Annotated in this window: 13 protein-coding genes; 4 read left to right on the top strand and 9 right to left on the bottom strand. The window is 69.7% G+C overall.

All coding sequences use genetic code 11. The features are described from left to right. Positions 1-72 precede the first annotated feature (72 nt). The 4 genes from OIC96_RS29220 to OIC96_RS29205 all read right to left on the bottom strand — a co-directional run bounded on the left by OIC96_RS29220 (position 73) and on the right by OIC96_RS29205 (position 9822). A complete protein-coding gene (locus OIC96_RS29220; RefSeq protein WP_330304997.1) occupies positions 73-1230 on the bottom strand; it encodes a glycosyltransferase in 1158 nt (385 codons plus the stop codon). Continuing rightward, complete coding sequence (locus OIC96_RS29215) at positions 1227-4145, bottom strand: bifunctional glycosyltransferase/CDP-glycerol:glycerophosphate glycerophosphotransferase (RefSeq protein WP_330304998.1); 2919 nt, start codon at positions 4143-4145, stop codon at positions 1227-1229. Before OIC96_RS29215 ends, OIC96_RS29220 begins: the two co-directional genes overlap by 4 nt. Before the next feature lie 37 nt (positions 4146-4182). Next, a complete protein-coding gene (locus OIC96_RS29210) occupies positions 4183-4722 on the bottom strand; it encodes a GtrA family protein (protein WP_330304999.1) in 540 nt (179 codons plus the stop codon). 159 nt (positions 4723-4881) lie between these two features. Next, on the bottom strand, positions 4882-9822 hold the full coding sequence (locus OIC96_RS29205; protein WP_330305000.1) for an NAD-glutamate dehydrogenase: 4941 nt from the start codon (positions 9820-9822) through the stop codon (positions 4882-4884). Positions 9823-10588: 766 nt separating this feature from the next. Between OIC96_RS29205 and OIC96_RS29200 the strand changes: the two genes are divergently transcribed. Next, entirely contained in the window at positions 10589-11155 is a 567-nt protein-coding gene (locus OIC96_RS29200; protein WP_327429176.1) for a DJ-1/PfpI family protein, read from the top strand. Positions 11156-11287: 132 nt separating this feature from the next. Here OIC96_RS29200 and OIC96_RS29195 read toward each other — a convergent pair whose 3' ends face one another. The 3 genes from OIC96_RS29195 to OIC96_RS29185 form a co-directional block, all read right to left on the bottom strand. Then, positions 11288-11953 carry an HAD family hydrolase gene (locus OIC96_RS29195; protein WP_330305001.1) on the bottom strand — a complete coding sequence of 222 codons (666 nt, stop codon included), beginning with the start codon at positions 11951-11953 and terminating at the stop codon, positions 11288-11290. A 174-nt stretch (positions 11954-12127) separates the two neighbouring features. Then, the gene (locus tag OIC96_RS29190) at positions 12128-12643 is read right to left on the bottom strand and encodes a DUF6912 family protein (RefSeq protein WP_330305002.1); all 516 of its coding nucleotides are present in this window, start codon (positions 12641-12643) and stop codon (positions 12128-12130) included. Between the two features lie 291 nt (positions 12644-12934). Beyond that, positions 12935-13174 (bottom strand): hypothetical protein, encoded by a 240-nt coding sequence (locus tag OIC96_RS29185; protein WP_330310432.1) that lies wholly within the window; start codon positions 13172-13174, stop codon positions 12935-12937. 247 nt (positions 13175-13421) lie between these two features. Here OIC96_RS29185 and OIC96_RS29180 point away from each other — a divergent pair, with 247 nt between their 5' ends. Then, positions 13422-13832 (top strand): Rv3235 family protein, encoded by a 411-nt coding sequence (locus OIC96_RS29180; RefSeq protein ID WP_406501703.1) that lies wholly within the window; start codon positions 13422-13424, stop codon positions 13830-13832. 283 nt (positions 13833-14115) lie between these two features. On the opposite strand, the gene secA is transcribed toward OIC96_RS29180, so the two are convergent. Beyond that, on the bottom strand, positions 14116-16956 hold the full coding sequence (gene secA / locus OIC96_RS29175; RefSeq protein ID WP_330305003.1) for a preprotein translocase subunit SecA: 2841 nt from the start codon (positions 16954-16956) through the stop codon (positions 14116-14118). Positions 16957-17198: 242 nt separating this feature from the next. On the opposite strand from secA, the gene OIC96_RS29170 reads away from it, so the two are divergent. Beyond that, a complete protein-coding gene (locus tag OIC96_RS29170) occupies positions 17199-17783 on the top strand; it encodes a GNAT family N-acetyltransferase (protein ID WP_330305004.1) in 585 nt (194 codons plus the stop codon). A 308-nt stretch (positions 17784-18091) separates the two neighbouring features. Further along, positions 18092-19267: a winged helix-turn-helix domain-containing protein gene (locus OIC96_RS29165; protein WP_330305005.1), complete on the top strand. Its 1176-nt coding sequence runs from the start codon at positions 18092-18094 to the stop codon at positions 19265-19267. 31 nt (positions 19268-19298) lie between these two features. On the opposite strand, the gene OIC96_RS29160 is transcribed toward OIC96_RS29165, so the two are convergent. Continuing rightward, on the bottom strand, positions 19299-20045 hold the full coding sequence (locus OIC96_RS29160) for a response regulator transcription factor (RefSeq protein ID WP_330305006.1): 747 nt from the start codon (positions 20043-20045) through the stop codon (positions 19299-19301). Positions 20046-20053 lie beyond the last annotated feature (8 nt).

Here is a 20053-nt window from a genome sequence, read left to right as displayed (position 1 = left end):
AGTTCCCCGCGCCCCTTTGGGGCGCGCCACAGTGGGGCGGAGACCTCACGCCCCGGAGCCCCTGGAAATCTCCTACCTCTCCAGGAACGCGAACAACTCCTCCCACCTCCGCACGATCTCGTCCGTCGCATAGCGCTGGATGTTCGTGCGCGCCGCGTCGCCCATCGTGTCCCGCAGGGTTCTGTCGGACATCAACGTGTCGAGGCGGCGGGCGAGTTCGCCGGTGTTGCCGAGGGTGGCGAGGAGGCCGTCCTCGCCGTCGTGGATGATCTCGTGGACGCCGGGGGCGCAGTCGAAGGCGGCGCAGGGGACGCCGGTGGCCATGGCTTCCATGAGGGCGAGGGGGAAGCCCTCGCCGCGGGAGGAGAGGACGAAGACGGAGCCGCCGCGCAGTGCGGACGGGACGTCGCTCGTGCTGCCCATCCAGTCGACGGAGTCGTCGAGGCCGAGGGCGGTGCACTGCTTCTTCAGGATCTCCTCGTCCTCGTCCTCGCCCGAGCCGTAGATGCGCAGCCGCCAGTCGGGGTGGCGCGGCGCGACCTCGGCCCAGGTGTCGAGGAGCATGTCGATGCCCTTCTGGTCGTGCAGCCGGCCGACGCTGACCACGACGTTCTCGGTGCGCGGCGAGGGCACGCCGGGCATGAACGGGATGGGGTTCGGCATGAAGGACGCGTTGTTCATGCCCTGCCCGATCCACAGGTCGGCGTCCTCGCGGGTGAGCGCCAGCATCCGGTCGACGTCCTTGTAGTGCTTCCGCACCCGCCGGAAGCGCGAGGTCTTCTTGCAGTACACGAAGGACTCGTGGCTCATGCCGATGACGGTCAGGCCGGTGGTGTCGGCGAGCTCCACCCACTCCATGGCCCACACCTGCGTGACGATCACGACGGCACCGGGGCGCGCGGAGCGGAACAGCGCGGTCAGCTTGGCCGCCTGTTCCCGCATGCCCGCCGCGCGTTCGGCGCGCAGCTTCCGCTCGGTGACGTCGAGCCGCCCCTTGAGGCCGCGCGCGGAGCCCACCTGGGGCGGGTGGACGTCGTACAACGTCGTGGTGGGGTACGGGAGTTCGCCCAGCTCCTGGACGACGGCGGGCTCGGTGATGCCGACGACGTGGACGCGGTGGCCGTTCTCGGTGAAGAGGCGGGCCATCTGGTGGGACCAGCTGGTGACCCCGCCGAGCTCGTCGACACTGTTGGAGACGAAGAAGATGTCCCGCTGCGGATACTCGGTCATCCACGCCTCCACTGCGCGAAGAACTGGTCGACGATGCTCCGGGCCGCGGTGCCCTTGTCGTACTCGCCGAACTCTGCGGTGAACTGCTCCCGCCGGGCCGCGTACTTGGTCACCTGCTCCTCCAACGAGCCGAGGGACGTGTGCAGTTCGTCCTCGGTGCGTACGACGGGACCGGGCGCCCTCTCCAACAGGTCGAAGTAGGTCCCGCGACCCTCGTGCACGTACTCCTCGTAGTCGTAGGCGAAGAAGAACATCGGCCGGTCGAGGAGGGCGTAGTCGAACATCACCGAGGAGTAGTCGGTGATCAGGCCGTCGGCGAGCGCGAGCAGCGGGGTCATGTCGTGGTGCGCCGTCACGTCGATGACGCGGCCGCGCACGGAGGGCGGCAGGACGACGTGGTTGAGGTAGTGGGAGCGGACGAGGAGGACGTAGCGGTCGCCGAAGGTGTCGGCGAAGCGCTCCACGTCGAAGGGCAGCTCGAACCGCCGCTGTCCCGCGCCGCCGCGTTGCCGGAAGGTCGGGGCGTACAGCAGGATCTGTCTGTCCTCGGGGATGCCCAACTCGGCGGCGAGGGGCCCGCGTTCACGACGCCCGGTGTTCTCTTCCCGCTCCCTGGCCCGGACGAGCGCGTCGTTGCGCGGGTAGCCCACCCGCAGCAGCGTCCGCTCCTGGAGCCGGAACGCCCGTGCGAGGGTGCGCACATCGTGCTCGGAGCGGATCAGGAACCGGTCGAAGCGGTCGAGGGTGCGCTGCTGCTCGGCCTGCTCCGCACGGGACTTGACCTTCCACTCGGGTTCGTCGAAGCCCATCCGCTTGAGCGCGGAGCCGTGCCAGGTCTGGAGATACGTCGTCTGCGGCCGCTTGGTGAGCTTCAGCGGGTAGCTCTGGTTGTCGACCCAGAACTCGGCCTGCGCGAGCGCCTTGAGATACGGCACCGACCAGCGGCGTACGAGGGTGGCGTCGGACGGGAAGCCCTCCGGACCGCCCGCGTACGCCCACACCGCCTCGAACTCCAGGCCCTGGCGGCGCATCTCCTCGTAGATCGCCCTGGGGCTGTCGCTGTACTGCCGGCCCAGGTGGCTCTCGAAGACGACGAGGCCCTTCCTGACCGGCAGCCGGCTGAACACCTCGTGGTACAGCCGGAGTTTGGTGTCGGCGGAGGTGAGCTCCTTGCGCAGCGCCCTGGCCCTACGGTAGCCGGACTTGGCGAGCGTGCCGGCCCGGCCGTGCACACCCCGCCGGACGACGTCGTTCGCCTTCTTGTCCGGGACGAGCCGGAAGGAGAGGTGTCCGCGCGAGGAGACCATCGGCTCGATGCGGTCGGCCACCAGACGGGTGAGCCGGGGCCGCACGGGCGACGGGCCGGCGGCCAGGTCGAGTGCGGCGGCCGTGAGCCGGGTCGTGGTGCGTACGTCGTCGACGTCGAGGTGGAGTCGTACGTCCCACACGGCGTCCACGATGCCCAGCGGTCTGACGGCCGCGAGGTCGACCGGGGTCTCCCAGGTGATGGCCCGGCCCTCGTGCCGCACGCTCGCCACCGGGAAGCGGAACGTCTGGAAGCGCACGCCCGGACGGCGGGCGTAGAACTCCAGCTCCCCGGCGAGCCGGGCGCCGGGCGGGACAACCCCGAGCGGGTTGGTGATCCGCCCGGTCAGCCGCACCTCTCCGTGGGACTCCTCGTAGGAGGTCAGCTCGTTGCGCAGGAACATCTTCTCGACCGGCTTGGCGTGGTGGCCGAGTTCGGTGACGTCCAGGACATGCCGGCCGAAGGGGTCGTCCAGGTGCTCGGCGCACCAGTACACGCGCCCGTCGCGCTCGACGAGCGGCGAGGAGATCTTGTCGCGGTTGGTGAGCGTGTCCACGGCGGGGAGCAGGTTGTCCCAGTCGCCCACCTGGAGGAGATAGGCGCAGATGGCGTGGATGGGCTCGGCCTCGTCGAAGGCGGCGCGGTCGATCGACTCCAGGTACGCGCGGGCGATCTCCGCGAACTCCTGCCGGTAGGCCGCGTCACGGAACGGCAGTTCACGCAGATGCAGCACGAGGTCGTGCTTGAGCCACTTGACGTCCTTGGCGAACTTCAGCTCCAGCAGGCCGTTGTCGGCGAGGAGTCGGTCGACCCGGCGGTGGATCTCCATGCGGTGCGTGAAGTTGGCGATCTCGTCACGCCGGTTGCTGATGGACCTGGCCGCCGCCTCCGCCGGTTTCTCCACGACCCGCCAGTCGTAGACCCGGTTGGGGATGAGGGTGATGCGGCGGGCGGCCACGTACGCCTGCGCGGAGAAGAGCAGGTCCTCGTAGTGGATCCCGACCGGGAACTCCAGGCCCGCGTCCAGCAGGAACCGCCTGCGGTAGCACTTGTTCGTGGACAGGGTGTCGAAGACCAGCAGATCCGGCAGCTCGGAGACCGACTCCAGGGTGCGGGTGCGCTCGTACAGCCAGGGGTACCACTTGACCTCCTTGCCCGTGCGCGAGTCCACGTGCACCCGCACGCACAGGCCGGCGACGAGGTCGGCGCCGGTGGTCTCGGCGGCCTCCAGCATGTTGCGGCAGGCGTTGCGCTCCAGTACGTCGTCGCTGTCGAGGAAGAGGACGTAGTCGCCGCGGGCCTGGCGGACGCCGTGGTTGCGGGGGGCGCCGCAGCCGCCGCTGTTCTCCGGCAGCTGGAAGGCGCGCACGCGGTCGGGGTGCTCGGCGGCCAGCCCCCGCGCCACCTCGTACGAGCCGTCCGTGCTGCGGTCGTCGACGATGACGATCTCGACGCTGCGCAGCGTCTGGCCGAGGACGGAGCGCACGGCCGTGGGCAGCCGGGCGGCGTCGTTGTAGACGATGACGACCACGGAGACGTCCGGCACCGACTCGGATTCGGCGGGCACGGCCTCGGATCCGGCGGGCGGGCGGCGCTGATCCACATTCATCCTACTAATACTAGACATAACCCTCGGCGACGGCTCGTTACCGGCCGTGCTTCGCCTGCTCGAACACCCACGTTCGATACACCAGGAACCGGAAGGCCGAGGCCAGCACGATCGACACCGCCTTGGCCAGGTTCGAGCCGAGCGGGCCGCTCATCCCCAGGCCGTGGTAGCCGACGTAGAACAGCGCGCTCTCCATGACGACCCCGATGCCGCTGAAGACGAAGAACAGGGCGATCTGCCGCCGGGTGCGCGAGGCCCGGTCGCGGTACGCGAAGAACCGGAAGCCGAGGTAGTTGGTCGCCATGGCGACACAGCTGGCGATGACCGTGGCGGCCATCGGGGCCCACTTCAGGCCATGCAGGAGAAGATTGAAGACCAGAAAGTTGACCGCGACTCCGCTGCCGCCGACGACCCCGAACTTGGCCACTTCGAGGGCGATCCGCCGGGTCCGCGCGAGCACTCCGGGACGGGTGACGGGCGGGACGGTCGGCGACGCGGGAGCCTGACGGGGCGCGGGAGTCTGAGGGGGCGCGGGGGCCTGGCGGCCCACACGGGCCCGCCCCTCGGAGAGATTCACAGTCACAATTGTCCCTTTTATCAGTAATAGGTAAATTCCAGCTTCGGTTTCTCCCAGAGATCGACAAGAAAACGGGGGCGCCCCCGGCCATCAAGACCGGGGGCGCCCCCATCGACGTACGAGATGTACGAGACGTACAAGACATACGAGACGTACGAACTACGAATGCGTCCTCAGCAGCGTCCTCATGGTCCGCATCGCCACCGAGAGATTCGCCAGGTCGAACGAGTCCGAGCCCTGGATCTCCTCCAGGGTCGTGCGGGCCCGGCCGAGGATCGCCGCGTTCTTCTCCTCCCAGGCCTTGAAGCGCTGCTCGGGAGTCGAGGTGCCGTTGCCCACCGCCAGAACGTCGGCGGTGAGCGCCGCGTGGGCCGCGTACAGGTCCTCGCGGATCGACGCGCGGGCCATGGACTGCCAGCGGTCGGCGCGCGGGAGCTCGATGATGCGGTCCATGAGCTGGGTGATGCCGAGACGGTCGGCGAGGTCGTAGTAGACCTCGGCGACGGCCATCGGGTCCTTGCCCGTGCGGTCGGCCACCGCGACGATGTCCAGCGTCGGGAAGGCGGAGGAGAACCCGGCCACGCGGGTGGCCAGCTCGTCCGGGACGCCGGCGCCCGACAGCTCGTCGTAGATCTGCTGGTACCACTCCAGGTCCGCGCCGCGCAGCAGCTTGGGCAGCTCCGACCAGACCTGCTCGACACCGTCACTGAAGAACGTGATCGTCTCGGCGAGCTGGAGCGGCTGCGGCCGGTTGTTGAGCAGCCAGCGCGTGCCGCGCTCGACGAGCCGGCGGGAGTGCAGCCGGATCCGGGTCTGGACGTCGGCGGCGACGATGCTGTCGAGCGCCTCCACCGCGTCCCACACCTTGCTCGACTCGAAGATCGCGCGGGCCGCGGTCTGCGCCCGGACGATCTCCTCCAGCGAGGCACCGGTCTCCTCGCGGAGGCGGTGCAGGAAGCTCGTACCGCCCGTGTTGACCGTGTCGTTGACCAGGACGGTCGTCACGATCTCGCGGCTCAGTGCGTGCGCTTCGATCTGCTCGCGGAACTTCTCGCGCAGCGCGGTCGGGAAGTACGCGAACAGCAGGCTCTGCAGATACGCGTCGTCGGGCAGCGAGGTGGCGAGCAGCTCGTCGGAGACCGTGATCTTCGTGTACGCCAGCAGGACGGCCGTCTCCGGACCGGTCAGACCCTGCCCGGAGTTGAGCCGCTCACGGATCTGCCGCTCGGTGGGCAGGAACTCCAGGGCCCGGTCGAGGTGACCCTCGCGCACCAGATGGCGCAGGAAGCGCTGCTGGGCGTGGAGCATGCTCGGGGACTGGGCGAGGGCGTTGGAGATCGCCACGTTCTGCGCGTAGTTGTTGCGCAGCACCAGGGCGCCGACCTCGTCGGTCATCTCGGCGAGCTGCTTGTTGCGCTGCTTGACGGTCAGATCGCCGTTGGCCACCACCGCGTTGAGCAGGATCTTGATGTTCACCTCGTGGTCGGAGGTGTCCACGCCCGCGCTGTTGTCGATGGCGTCCGTGTTGATCTTGCCGCCGTGCTGGGCAAACTCGATCCGGCCGAGCTGGGTCAGACCCAGGTTGCCGCCCTCGCCGACGACCCGGACGCGCAGATCGGCGCCGTCCACGCGGATCGCGTCGTTGGCCTTGTCGCCGACATCGGCGTGCGACTCGGCGTGCGACTTCACATACGTACCGATGCCGCCGTTCCACAGCAGGTCGACCTGCGCCTGGAGGATGGCCTTCATCAGGTCGGCCGGGGTCATCTTGACGATGCCGGACTCGATGCCGAGGGCCTCGCGGACATGCGCGTTGATCGGGATCGCCTTGGCGGTACGCGGGAAGACACCGCCGCCGGACGAGATCAGCTCGCTGTTGTAGTCGGCCCACGACGAGCGCGGCAGCTCGAAGAGGCGGCGGCGCTCGGCGTACGAGGTCTCCGCGTCCGGGTGCGGGTCGATGAAGATGTGCCGGTGGTCGAAGGCCGCGACGAGCCGGATGTGCTCGCTGAGCAGCATGCCGTTGCCGAACACGTCACCGGACATGTCGCCGACGCCGACCACGGTGAAGTCCTGGGTCTGGGTGTTGACGCCCAGCTCCCGGAAGTGCCGCTTCACGGACTCCCAGGCACCGCGCGCGGTGATGCCCATCTTCTTGTGGTCGTAACCGGCGGAGCCGCCGGACGCGAAGGCGTCGCCGAGCCAGAAGTTGTAGCTCTCCGCGACCTCGTTGGCGATGTCCGAGAAGGTCGCGGTGCCCTTGTCGGCGGCGACGACGAGGTAGGTGTCGTCCCCGTCGTGACGGACCACGTCCGCCGGGGGCACGACCTCCCCGCCGACCATGTTGTCGGTGATGTCGAGCAGGGCGGAGATGAACATCCGGTAGCTGCGGATGCCCTCGGCCAGCCAGGCGTCACGGTCCACGGACGGGTCGGGCAGCTGCTTGGCGACGAAGCCGCCCTTGGCTCCGACGGGCACGATGACGGTGTTCTTCACCATCTGCGCCTTCACCAGGCCGAGGATCTCCGTCCGGAAGTCCTCACGCCGGTCGGACCAGCGCAGACCGCCTCGCGCGACCTTGCCGAACCGCAGGTGCACGCCCTCGACACGCGGCGAGTACACCCAGATCTCGTACGCCGGGCGCGGCGCCGGAAGCTCCGGGATGGCCTGCGGGTCGAACTTCATGGAGACGTACTCGTGCGGCTTGGCGCCGAGCGCCTCCTGGAAGAAGTTCGTGCGCAGGGTCGCCTTGATGAGGTTGAGGAAGGATCGCAGGATCCGGTCCTCGTCCAGGGACGCGACCTGGTCGAGCGCCGCGTCCAGCTCCTCCATCAGGGCGTCGGTCAGCTCGACGCCGGCGCGCTGGCGGTCCGGCGACATCCGCGCCTCGAACAGCGAGACGAGCAGCCGGGTGGTGTGGACGTTGTTGCGGAGGGTGTCCTCCATGTAGTCCTGGCTGAACGTGGAACCGGCCTGACGCAGGTACTTCGCGTACGCGCGCAGCACCATCGCCTGGCGCCAGGTCAGCGCGGCGCTCAGCACGAGGGCGTTGAAGCCGTCGTTCTCGGCCTGCCCGGTCCAGGTGGCGGCGAAGGCCTCCTGGAACCGCTCACGGCCGTCATCACCGAGGGAGTCGCCGTTGCCGTTCATGGACTTGGGCAGGCGCAGCCCGAAGTCGTAGATCCAGGCGGTCGTCCGGTCCGAGCAGCGCAGCTCGTACGGCCGCTCGTCGGTGACCTCGACGCCCATGCGGTTCAGGGCGGGCAGCACGGCGGAGAGCGAGACCTGCTCGCCGGTGCGGTAGATCTTGAAACGGCGCTCGCCGGGCGCGGCGCCCACCGGCTCGTACAGGCTGAGCGCGAAGTCCTTGCTCGCGTCGCGCGTGAGCGCTTCCAGATGGACCAGGTCGGCGACGGCGGCGCGCGGGTTGTGGTCGGCCTTGTAGCCCTCGGGGAACGCGTTGCCGTACCGGCGCAGCAGTTCGGCGGCGCGCTCCTCGCCGCACTCGGCGGTCAGCGCCTCCGCGAAGCCGTCGGCCCAGGAGCGGGCGGCCTCGACGAGCCGCGCCTCGATGCGGTCCTTGTCGACGTCGGACAGCTGCGGCAGCTCGGTGCCCGGCTCGACGCGGACCACGAAGTGCAGCCGGGACAGGATCGACTCGGTGTTCCAGGCCGTGAAGTCGACGCTGGTGCCGTTGAGCTCTTCCTTGAGGATGTCGATGATCCGCAGGCGTACGCCGGTGGTGTAGCGGTCGCGCGGCAGGTAGACGAGGGCGGAGTAGTAACGCCCGTACTCGTCCTGGCGCAGGTAGAGCCGCAGCCGGCGCCGCTCCTGGAGGTAGAGCACGGAGGTGACGATGGAGCGCAGCTCGTCGGGGGGCGTCTGGAAGAGCTCGTCGCGCGGGTACGTCTCCAGGATCTGGAGGAGGTCGCGCCCGTCGTGGCTGTTGGGCGAGAACCCGGCGCCCCTGAGGACTTCGTCCACCTTGCGGCGTACGACGGGGACGCGCCGCACGGACTCGGTGTACGCGGCGGACGAGAAGAGCCCGAGGAAACGCCGCTCCCCGATGACGTTGCCGTGCTCGTCGAACTTCTTGACCCCGACGTAGTCGAGGTAGGACGGCCGGTGCACGGTCGCCCGGCTGTTGGCCTTGGTCAGCACCAGCAGCTTGTGCTCGCGGGCCTTGGCGCGGGCGTCGGCGGGCAGCCGCTCGAAGGACGGGCTGACCGGGTGGCTGTCCTCGCCGGCGTGGTGCGGGTCGGAGCGCAGGATGCCGAGTCCGGTGCCGGGCACGGCGGCGAGCGAGTCGTCGTCGCGCAGCTGGTACTCCCGGTACCCCAGGAAGGTGAAGTGGTCGTCCGCGAGCCAGCGCAGCAGCTCACGGGCCTCCTCGACCTCCTGGTCGCGCAGGTCGTCCGCGGTCGGCTCCTTGGGCAGCTCCTCCGCCATGCGCAGCGCGGAGTCGCGCATCTTCTCCCAGTCCTCGACGGACTCGCGGACGTCGGACAGGACGCGCAGCAGATCGGCGGTGATCTGCTTCAGATCGGAGCGGTCCGTCTCACGGTCGATCTCGACGTGGATCCAGGACTCGACGTGGGTGTCGTGCGGAAGCTCCTCGGCGGCGGGCCGGCCGGGCAGCACCTCGATGAGCTCGCCGGTCAGATCACGCCGTACGACGAACTGCGGGTGGATCACGACATGAATGCCGCGCCCCTGCCGCGAAAGCTCATTGGTGACCGAGTCGACGAGGAAAGGCATGTCGTCGGTGACGACCTCGACGACGGAGTGGCTACACATCCAGCCGTTCTCTTCGACGGTCGGGGTGTGGACCCGCACGTTGGCCGTGCCCTGCGGGCGGTTCTCGGCCAGCCGGTAGTGCGAGAAGGCGGCTCCGAAGACATCGACCGGGTCGCGGTCGGTGAGGTCCTCCGGGGCGGTGTGCAGGTAGTAGCGCTGGAGGAACGCGAGCACGGTGTCCCGGTCGGGTGTGCCCTCGCCCGTCGTCCCAGTCGGTAGGTGCCCCCCGACCGGGCTGTTCTCAGCTACCCGGGCGGCCCGTTCGAGCAGCTCGGCCTTTGCTTCGTCCAGCTTGGTCTGCATTGTCCTCTGGCTCCTGTCGCGCGCCGTTGCGTGACGTTGAAGGAAGTACGGTCTCTTCGCTTCCGACGTAACGCCGAGACGCGGGGTGTCCGGTCTGCTCCGACGCTATGCCGCAAGGTGAGATGAGCGGTGGGTTATCGGCCAATTTCGGCGCCCCTGAAGACTGTGACGCTGCTCTCGGCGACGTCCGTTCCCGGGGTGTCCTCGGCGTCCGGAGTGCGTGTGCCGCGTGTGCCGCGATCGCCGTCCCGTCCCGCCCACAAAGATCAGCGACCGCCGCCCGGTCACGGATGTGGTCCGTGCTCACCGGGCGCAGGGCAGGGGCGACGATGCCCCCGCGAGATATCGCGCTGATCACGCCACAAGGCTATCGCCCCCTACCGGGGGGTCGTCATGAGCCGTATGTGTACAAAACCGGGGGTGGAACTTTGACAGTATGCACAGGGACGAAACGGGCGGACGCGTGCAGTCCCCCACGGTCGTGGGCGTGAGCATCCGGGCACGGCCGTGGGCGCGAGCAGGCGGGCCACTGGGGTCCTGAGCCCGCAGGGCCGCAGGGCCGCAGGGGAGGGTGGCGCCCGTCCCGCGGAAGACGGCTCCCCGCGTACGCCGGCCGGTGTGCCCTCCGGCCGGTGCACTCTCCCGCGCTCGGCACCCACGTCGGATACTGGAAAGCGCACGGCCCCTTGGCAAGCCCCGCCCGCGGAGGCACGTTGACCGGGACGGCCAACGGAGGCGCAAGCACAGCTGACGGGAGCGGAGCGACATGACAGCGAAGATCCTGATCGTCACCGGTGACGCGGCGGAATCACTGGAGGTCCTGTACCCCTACCAGCGCCTGCGCGAAGAGGGTTACGAGGTCCATATCGCCGCCCCCACCCGCAAGCAGCTCCAGTTCGTGGTCCACGACTTCGAACCCGGCTTCGACACGTACACGGAGAAGCCCGGCTACACCTGGCCCGCGGACCTCGCGTTCTCGGAGGTCGACCCCGGCGACTACGTCGCCGTCGTCATCCCCGGCGGCCGGGCCCCGGAATACCTCCGCAACGACCCCGAACTCCGCAAGATCCTCAAGTCCTTCTTCGACACGGACAGGCCCGTGGCCCAGATCTGCCACGGCCCCCTTCTGACGGCGGCGGTCGACGCCCTGCGCGGCCGGCGCGTCACGGCCTATCCCGCGCTGGAACTCGACATGCAGGCGGCCGGCGCGACCTTCCAGGACGCCGAGGCGGTGGTCGACGGCACCCTGGTCTCCGCCCGCGCCTGGCCGGACCACTCTGGCTGGATGCGCGAGTTCCTGACGGTGCTGCGCGCGAAGGCTCCGGTGACCTGACGCGACGGGGGCGGCGGCTGTCCTGGCGACGGGGACGGCCGCCGCGCCACCGGGACGAGACGGCGGGCGTTTGCCTCGCCGCACCCCGGGACGAGACCACCGCTCAGACCGCCCGTCACCCTCCGGCTCCGCTCAGGCCGCCAGCCGCTCGGCCTCCTCGACGGCCTCCGCCAGGCTGTCCACCACGGGCACGCCCACCTCCTCCAGGCTGGCGCGACTGTGGGAACCCCCGGTGTAGAGGACCGCCCGCGCACCCACATGCCGGGCGGCGATCCCGTCGTCGGCCGCATCGCCGATCACCACCACGCGGGACGGCCGCACACCGTCGAGCGCGCCCAGGTGCCGCACCATGTGCTCGGCCTTGCTGCCGCCGGAGGGGCCGGTCCGCCCGTCGACCCGTATGAAATGCGGCTCGATCCCGAACCCTCGCACCAGCGGGACCAGCTCGTCATGCCCGTACATGCTGAGGATCGACTGACTGCGCCCCGCCGACCCCCACTCGGCGAGCAGCGCCGGCACACCCTCGGTGAGCTCGCACGCTATCCGGTGCTCCGTGTAGTAGCGGTGGAAGGTCTCGTCCATGACCTGCCACTCGGCATCCGTCGGCAGCCGCCCCATCAGCCGCTCATAGAACTTCGGCACGGGCACGCAGTACAACGCCCGGTACCGCTCCAGCGTGATCGGCTCCAGCCCCAGCTCGGCGAACGCCGCGTTCGTCGCCCCGATGATCGCGTCATTGTCGTGGAACAGCGTGCCGTTCCAGTCCCACACAATGTGCGCGGATTCGTTCGTCCCCATACACAAGAACGTACCCGCCGCCACTGACAACGCCCCGCGAGGCCTGGAAATACCTGGGGGCACGTGGAGTGCCGGGGTGCGTGCGCGCCGGGCCGCGAGCAGGGGGGAGCCGGTCGGAAGAGGGGAGCCGGGAGCCTGTCGGAACTAGGGAGCCGGGAGCCTGTCGGGAGCCGGTCAGTCCCCCAGTCCCACCAGATTGGGGATCTCCTGCGTGGCGAACCACAGCAGCTCATGGTCCTCGGCCCCGTCGACAATGAACTGGGCGTCGTCGTCCCCGACGTCCGCCGCGCCCAGCGCCTGGGCCGCGGCGGTGACATCCGCCTCGGCGTCGGCCGAGTCGACGTGCACGGCGGCCGCCTTGGACAGGGGCATGGCCTGGGAGACCCGCACCTCACCGAGCGCCGCGGGATCGAGCCCCCGGTCGGGATCGGCGACCGCGGCCCCGTCGGGGACGTCGACCGCGACGACGACCCGCCGCCGCACCGCCCCCGGATCGACCGCGATCAGCCGCAGCGAGGCCAGCGCGGCACGGTTCAGCGCCGCGTACTCGAGCTCCTCGATGTCGTCGGAGAGGTACCACTCACGCAACGCGGGCGTGACGGCGTACGCGACGAACGGGCCCGCCTCCAGCTCCCCCGTCTTGTACGCCTCGGCGAGACCGGAGAGGGTCAGGGGGACGTAGACGCGCATGGCTGGCCGCTTTCGTAGTCGGAGGGCTCCGGGGAGGGCGGTCGCGCGCCTCCCTGGAGGGCCTTCAGGATACGTGCGGGCGTCCCCTTTCGAGTCCCCGGCCGCACCCTCCGCGGCGTCCACCCCGCGCCACGGATTCACCCGGCACCCCCCGCTCCCGCCAAGGCTCCCGAACCTCCGGGCCACCCTGATAGGTGAACTCCCCGGCCGCTCCGGCGCGCGTCCGGCGTCCTTGCGGCGGCCCGCTCCCGCCTCGTACAAGATCCCCAACACGAAAGTTACCGCCCGGTATCAACCGGGCCCCAGCGAGCGGGGACGCCACATGAACAAGGTGATGACCAGGACGAAGCGCCTCCCGGGCAGCCGCCCGCCCGGCCGGCAGGACACCCGCCGCCCGGGCACCCCGCCACGCGCCCCGGGAGCGGGCATCCCCGCCGGGCCCCCGGTCGACAGCCCACCGCCACGGCCCGGCACGGCCACCTCGCGGACGACGCCGACCACGACCGGCCAGGCGACGGCACCGACCGGCACCCGCCCGCCAGGCGCTCCGGACGGCGCCCTCCTGCCGGTGGGGCCGAGTGGAGGCCGCCCGCCGGCCGGACCCGGCGGAGGTCGCCTGCCGGGGGCGCCGAACCGAAGCCGACCGCCGACGGCACCGGGAGGAGGTCGCCCGCCGGGAGCACCGACCCGTAGCCCTGCCCGTACGACGCCCGCCCACAGCCCGCTGCGCTCCGCGTCCCCCAGTGGCAGCCTTCTCCTCCCGCCGAGGGACGCCACCGTGCTGTCACCGGGCGGCGGAGCCCCGGCCCTCACCGCCCCCGCCCAAGGCTTCCGGAGGCCCGCGCCCCAGCCCCGCCCCACCGACCTCTTCGCCGACCGCCTGCTCGCCGTCCTGAGCGGCCAACGCCCCGTCCACTGCATGCTGCGCCACACCGCGGGGCGCGCCTACGACGAACTGGCCTGGCTCGCCGAACGCGGCCCCCTGCGTGCCCGCGGCACCCGGCCGGTCGTCCGCGACATCGGCTACTACGAGCCGCGCCCCGGCGCGATCGAGGCCTTCGCCCGCATCGGCGCCGGTGAGCAGCTGCGCGCCATGGCCTTCCGCCTCGAACAGGGCCCCGACCTCCGCTGGCGCTGCACGGCGGTGGAACTCGGCGGCCCCCGCATGCCCCGCGCGGACGACGACTGAGCACCTGCCCGGGAAGCGCCGCCGAGAGCCCCTGCCAGGAAGCGCCGACGCCCGCGAGCCCCCACTCAGGCAGCCGCCGGCTGAGCGCCCCCACACAGGCAGCCCACGTCTGAGAGCCCTCACTCAGGCAGCCCACGCCCGAGAGCCCCTGCCCAGGCGACACCGGACAGCCGAGCCGCAGCTGGACAACGCCGAGGGCCGGGCACCCGAAGGTGCCCGGCCCTCACTACGTCATCGATGGAAACCGCGCGGTGGCGGAGCTACCGCCCGCGCGCGGCGACCGTCACTTCTTGCGGCGACGCGCGCCCTTCTGCTGCTTGCGGCGCTCCGCGCGCGTGAGGCCGTCCGCCTCGGAGCGCACGACGTCGTCGTCGTCGCTGGCGAAGTCGCCTTCGACGATGCCGCCCTCGCCGTCCACGGTCGGCGCGGAGAAGTGCAGCCGGTCGGGACGCTGCGGAGCGTCGAGCCCCTTGGCACGGATTTCGGGACGCGCACCCGCCGTGACGACGTCCTCCTTGTTGAGGGAAGGCGCGGAGTCCTCGACCGGGACCTCCTCGACCTGCTGCTCGACCTGGACCTCCAGGTTGAACAGGTAGCCGACGGACTCCTCCTTGATGCCGTCCATCATGGCGGAGAACATGTCGAAGCCCTCGCGCTGGTACTCGACCAGCGGGTCCTTCTGCGCCATCGCGCGCAGGCCGATGCCCTCCTGGAGGTAGTCCATCTCGTAGAGGTGCTCGCGCCACTTGCGGTCCAGGACCGACAGCACGACGCGGCGCTCCAGCTCACGCATGATCTCGGAGCCGAGCTGGCCCTCACGGCCCTCGTACTGCTCGTGGATGTCGTCCTTGATGGACTCGGAGATGAACTCGGCGGTCAGACCGGCACGGTCACCGGCCGCTTCCTCCAGCTCGTCGACCGTGACCTTCACCGGGTAGAGCTGCTTGAAGGCGCCCCACAGCCGGTCCACGTCCCATTCCTCGGCGAAGCCCTCGGCGGTCTCGGCCGCGATGTACGCGTCGATCGTGTCGTCCATGAAGTGCACGACCTGGTCCTGCAGGTCCTCGCCCTCCAGGACGCGGCGGCGCTCGCCGTAGATGACCTCGCGCTGCCGGTTGAGGACCTCGTCGTACTTCAGAACGTTCTTACGGGTCTCGAAGTTCTGCTGCTCGACCTGCGACTGGGCGGACGCGATCGCGCGCGTGACCATCTTGTTCTCGATCGGCACGTCGTCGGGGACGTTCGCCATCGACATCACGCGCTCGACCATCTGGGCCTTGAAGAGCCTCATCAGGTCGTCGCCCAGCGACAGGTAGAAGCGGGACTCGCCCGGGTCGCCCTGACGGCCGGAGCGACCGCGCAGCTGGTTGTCGATACGACGCGACTCGTGGCGCTCGGTGCCGAGGACGTAGAGCCCACCGAGCTCCTTGACCTCCTCGAACTCCGCCTTCACGGCCTTCTCGGCGCGCTCCAGGGCGGCGGGCAGCGCGGCGGCCCACTCCTCGATGTGCTCCTCGGGGTCGATGCCGCGCTGGCGCAGCTCGGCCTCGGCGAGGTCGTCGGGGTTGCCGCCGAGCTTGATGTCCGTACCACGGCCGGCCATGTTCGTGGCCACGGTGACGGCGCCCTTGCGGCCGGCCTGGGCGACGATCGTCGCCTCCCGGTCGTGCTGCTTGGCGTTCAGCACTTCGTGCTGAATACCGCGCTTGCTCAGCTGCTGCGAGAGGTACTCGGACTTCTCGACCGACGTCGTACCGACGAGGATCGGCTGGCCCTTCTCGTGCTTCTCGGCGATGTCGTCGACGACCGCCTCGAACTTCGCGACCTCGGTGCGGTAGATCAGGTCGGACTGGTCCTTGCGGACCATCGGCCGGTTGGTCGGGATCGGGACGACGCCGAGCTTGTAGATCTGGTGGAACTCGGCGGCCTCGGTCATCGCCGTACCGGTCATGCCGGAGAGGCCGGGCAGTTCCTTGCCCTCCTGGTCGTGGCGCTTGTAGAGGCGGAAGAAGTTCTGCAGGGTGATCGTGGCGAGCGTCTGGTTCTCGTCCTTGATGTCCACCCCTTCCTTCGCCTCGATCGCCTGGTGCATGCCCTCGTTGTAACGGCGACCGGCGAGGATACGGCCGGTGTGCTCGTCGACGATCATGACTTCGCCGTCGATGACGACGTAGTCCTTGTCCTTCTTGAAGAGCTCCTTGGCCTTGATGGCGTTGTTCAGGTAGCCCACAAGCGGGGTGTTGACCGACTCGTAGAGGTTGTCGATGCCCAGCCAGTCCTCGACCTTGGAGACGCCGGGCTCGTGGATGGCGACGGTGCGCTTCTTCTCGTCGACCTCGTAGTCCCCGGTCTCCTCGATGCCCTTGAGGGAGTTGCCCGCCTCGCCCTTCTTCAGGCGGGTGACCAGCTTGGCGAAGTCGCCGTACCACTTGGTGGCCTGGTCGGCCGGGCCGGAGATGATCAGCGGCGTACGGGCCTCGTCGACGAGGATGGAGTCGACCTCGTCGACGATCGCGAAGTTGTGGCCGCGCTGCACCAGTTCGTCCTGCGACCACGCCATGTTGTCGCGCAGGTAGTCGAAGCCGAACTCGTTGTTCGTGCCGTAGGTGATGTCGCACGCGTACTGCTCGCGGCGCTGGGCCGGCGTCATGTTGGCGAGGATGCAGCCGACCTCGAGCCCGAGGAACTTGTGGACGCGCCCCATCATTTCGGAGTCGCGCTCGGCCAGGTAGTCGTTGACCGTGATGAGGTGAACGCCTTCTCCGGAGAGGGCGTTCAGATACGCGGGCAGGGTGCCGACGAGCGTCTTGCCCTCACCGGTCTTCATCTCCGCGACGTAGCCGAGGTGGAGCGCGGCGCCACCCATCATCTGCACGTCGTAGTGGCGCTGGCCGAGGACACGCTTGGCCGCCTCGCGGACGGTCGCGAACGCCTCGGGCAGCAGGTCGTCGAGGCTTTCGCCGTCGGCGTACCGCTGCTTGTACTCAGCGGTGAGGGCCCGCAGCTCGGCGTCGGAGAGGTCGACGAAGTCCTCTTCGATGGAGGCGACCTGGTCCGCGATGCGGTGCAGCTTGCGCAGGATCTTGCCTTCGCCTGCACGCATGATCTTCGAGAGGACGGACACGGGGGTTTGTCTCCTTGCCGGTCGGGCCTGGGACGGTCGGTTTCAATGACAGTTCAATAGCAGCTTGAGCAACGGCCATCGTAAGCGAGGACCACACCGCGCCGGGAGGTCTGCCTGGGACAGCCACTAAGACAACGGACAGGGGTTGCTGAAGGTGCCGCGTTCCCGCTTCGAAAAGTAACGGGCCTCTCACTCACAGCAAAGGAATGGCGCCCTTCCGGTCGCCCGAGCAGAATCGGCCGATGGACCCCGTCACCCTGACCACCGACCGCCTCGCCCTGCGCACCGTGGGCCCGCACGACGCGGACACCGTGTACGACGCCGTCCAGGATCCCGACATCCAGCGCTGGACGACGATCCCGTCGCCCTACCTCCGCGAGCACGCCATGAGCTTCACGGACCAGATGGTGCCCGACGGCTGGGCGGACGGCTCCATGTTCACCTTCGGAGTCTTCCTCCCCTCCGGGGATCTGGTCGGCATGCTCGCCCTCACCATGCGCTCCCTCGGCGTCGGCGAGGTCGGCTTCTGGTCGGCAAAACAACACCGCGGCAACGGCTACACCACCGAAGCCACCGTCGCCGTCTCCCGCTGGGCCTTCACGGACCTGTCCATCGACCGAGTCGAATGGCGCGCCGAGGTCGGCAACACCGCCTCCCGCGCCGTCGCCGAACGCGCCGGCTTCACCCTGGAAGGCACCCTCCGCTCCGCCCTCAACAACAAAGGCGTCCGCCGAGACTGCTGGGTGGGCTCTTTGCTCCCGTCGGACCTGGGCCTCCCGTCGACGTCCCCGTATTTGCCGGCACCACCCAGCCCGTCCGGCGCTTGAGGACAAGCCCGTTCAGGCCGGATGCGGGGGTCTGAGGGGCGCAGCCCCCCAGAAAGGGGCGCGGGGCTGTGTCGATATGCGGCTCCGCCGCGTGGGCGCGCCCAGCCCCCACCCACCCGCACCCAAAGAACCCACCCCGGGGTCGAAGGGGCGGAGCCCCTGGGGGATGGGACGGGTAGGGGCGGCGGGGGCGAAACCCGGTGGGGCAACACAGCCGCCGCCCCCCAGGAACCCACCGCCCACCCCTGCCATGCCCCCCAAAACCCCACCCCCACCCCGTTGTCAGTGGCACCGCCTACCGTGTGGGCATGACGAGCCTCCCGCGTCCCACCACCGAGCTCTCCACCGACGAAGCCCGCCGCCTCGCCCTCCGGGCCCAGGGCTTCCTGGGCGCCCCGGACCGCAGGTCCGGCGTCCGCGGAGTCCTACGACACCTGGGCGCGGTCCAACTCGACACCATCTCCGTCCTCGCCCGCTCCCACGAACTCATCCCGTACGCCCGCCTCGGCGCAGTAGGCCGCACAACGGTCGACCAGGCCTACTGGACCGACACCCACGCCTTCGAGTACTGGTCCCACGCGGCCTGCATCCTCCCCGTCGAGGAGTGGCCCCACTTCGCCTTCCGCCGCCGCGCCTACAGATCCCGCCCGCACTGGAACCACGCCCTGCCGGACGGCACCTACGACCAGGTCATCAAACAGCTCCGCACCGAAGGCCCCCTCACAGCCACAGAATTGGGCGGCGCGAAGAAGACCAGCGAGTGGTGGGACTGGTCGGGCACCAAGGTCGCCGTCGAGCGCGCCCTGATGTACGGCGAGGTGGTGTGCACGGAACGCCGCGGCTGGAAGCGGGTGTACGACCTGGCCGAGCGCGCCATCCCCGAGGCGCTGCTCCACGACGAGCTGGACGACACGGAATGCCTGCGCCGCCTCGTCCGCCTCGCGGGCCAGTCCCTCGGCGTCGGCACACGCGCGGACATCGCCGACTACCACCGCCTCAAGGGCGAGCAGGTCGACGCGGTCATCGCGGACTCGGGCCTGGTCCCCGTGACGGTGGAGGGCTGGGGCAAACCGGCCTGGGCCGACCCGGCAGCCTTGGAGACGGCCCCGCGCGGCCGCCACCGTACGACGCTGCTGTCACCGTTCGACTCACTCATCTGGGAACGGGCCCGCACGGAGCGCATCTTCGGCTTCACCCACCGCCTGGAGGCGTACACACCCAAGCCGAAGCGGATCTACGGCTACTTCGCGATGCCGGTCCTGGCCGGCGGCCATCTCGTCGGCCGCGTGGACCCCGCCCGCGAGGGCCGCACCCTGGTCGCCAAGCAGGTCACTCTGGACGGCCCCAAGGCGGTCCCGGCGGTGGCCCAGGCCCTGGTGGAGGCCGCGAGCTGGGTGGACTGCACAAACGTACGCCTGGAACGAGTGGACGCCCCAGAGCTGCGCGACCCCCTGACCAGGGAGCTGTCGCGCGCCCTCGCGTAACCACGGACCAGGTCGACCGGCCTGGGCGCGGCTAGCGGATCTCCAGGATCTTCTCCCGCATCGCGTACACCACGGCCTCCATCCTGGAATGCAGCTGCAGCTTCTCCAGGATGTTGCGCACGTGGTTCTTCACCGTGTTCTCGGAGATGAACAACTGCTTGGCGATGTCCCGGTTGTTCATCCCGGTCGCGACGAGCTTGAGAACCTCCAGCTCACGATCGGTGAGCCGCGGCGCGGGCACCAGCCGCCGCTCATCGGTCCGCTGGATCATCGACTTGAACTCGGTGAGGAGTTTCGACGCCATCGAGGGGCTGATCTGCGACTGCCCGTCGGCCACCGCGCGGATGGCCGTGGCCACCTCGTCCGTGGAGATCTCCTTGAGGAGATAACCCGTGGCACCAGCCTTGATCGCGTCGTAGAGGTCGGCCTCCTCGTCGCTGATCGTCAGCATGATGATCTTCGCGCTGGGGGCGACCTCCTTGATGGAGGTGCACGCCTCGATGCCGCCACGCTTCGGCATGCGTACGTCCATCAGCACGATGTCGGGCAGCAGGTCGGCCGCCTTGTCGACCGCCTCCGCCCCGTCGCCCGCCTCACCGACGACCTGGATGTCCTCCTCGGCCGCGAGCACGATCTCCAGACCGCGGCGGAAGAGGGCGTGGTCGTCCACGACAAGGACCCTGATGGGCTCCTTGCGTGGGGAGCCCGCGTCCGGGCCCATGCCGACGACGCCGTCGTCGGCATCGTCGTCACGCATCGGTCCGAAGCTGTCCGCCATCGTTCCTC

This window comes from Streptomyces sp. NBC_00775 (assembly GCF_036347135.1).
GTDB lineage: Bacteria > Actinomycetota > Actinomycetes > Streptomycetales > Streptomycetaceae > Streptomyces > Streptomyces lutosisoli.
Note: the sequence above shows the minus strand (reverse complement) of the source record. Positions and strands in the feature narration are given on the sequence as shown.

What these genes read in the sequence shown, in the direction of transcription:
- OIC96_RS29220 (WP_330304997.1), bottom strand. Translation starts at nt 1,230, where the DNA reads ATGACCGAGTATCCGCAGCGGGACATCTTCTTCGTCTCCAACAGTGTC.
- OIC96_RS29215 (WP_330304998.1), bottom strand. Translation starts at nt 4,145, where the DNA reads ATGAATGTGGATCAGCGCCGCCCGCCCGCCGGATCCGAGGCCGTGCCC.
- OIC96_RS29205 (WP_330305000.1), bottom strand. Translation starts at nt 9,822, where the DNA reads ATGCAGACCAAGCTGGACGAAGCAAAGGCCGAGCTGCTCGAACGGGCC.
- OIC96_RS29200 (WP_327429176.1), top strand. Translation starts at nt 10,589, where the DNA reads ATGACAGCGAAGATCCTGATCGTCACCGGTGACGCGGCGGAATCACTG.
- OIC96_RS29195 (WP_330305001.1), bottom strand. Translation starts at nt 11,953, where the DNA reads ATGGGGACGAACGAATCCGCGCACATTGTGTGGGACTGGAACGGCACG.
- OIC96_RS29190 (WP_330305002.1), bottom strand. Translation starts at nt 12,643, where the DNA reads ATGCGCGTCTACGTCCCCCTGACCCTCTCCGGTCTCGCCGAGGCGTAC.
- OIC96_RS29170 (WP_330305004.1), top strand. Translation starts at nt 17,199, where the DNA reads ATGGACCCCGTCACCCTGACCACCGACCGCCTCGCCCTGCGCACCGTG.
- OIC96_RS29165 (WP_330305005.1), top strand. Translation starts at nt 18,092, where the DNA reads ATGACGAGCCTCCCGCGTCCCACCACCGAGCTCTCCACCGACGAAGCC.
- OIC96_RS29160 (WP_330305006.1), bottom strand. Translation starts at nt 20,045, where the DNA reads ATGGCGGACAGCTTCGGACCGATGCGTGACGACGATGCCGACGACGGC.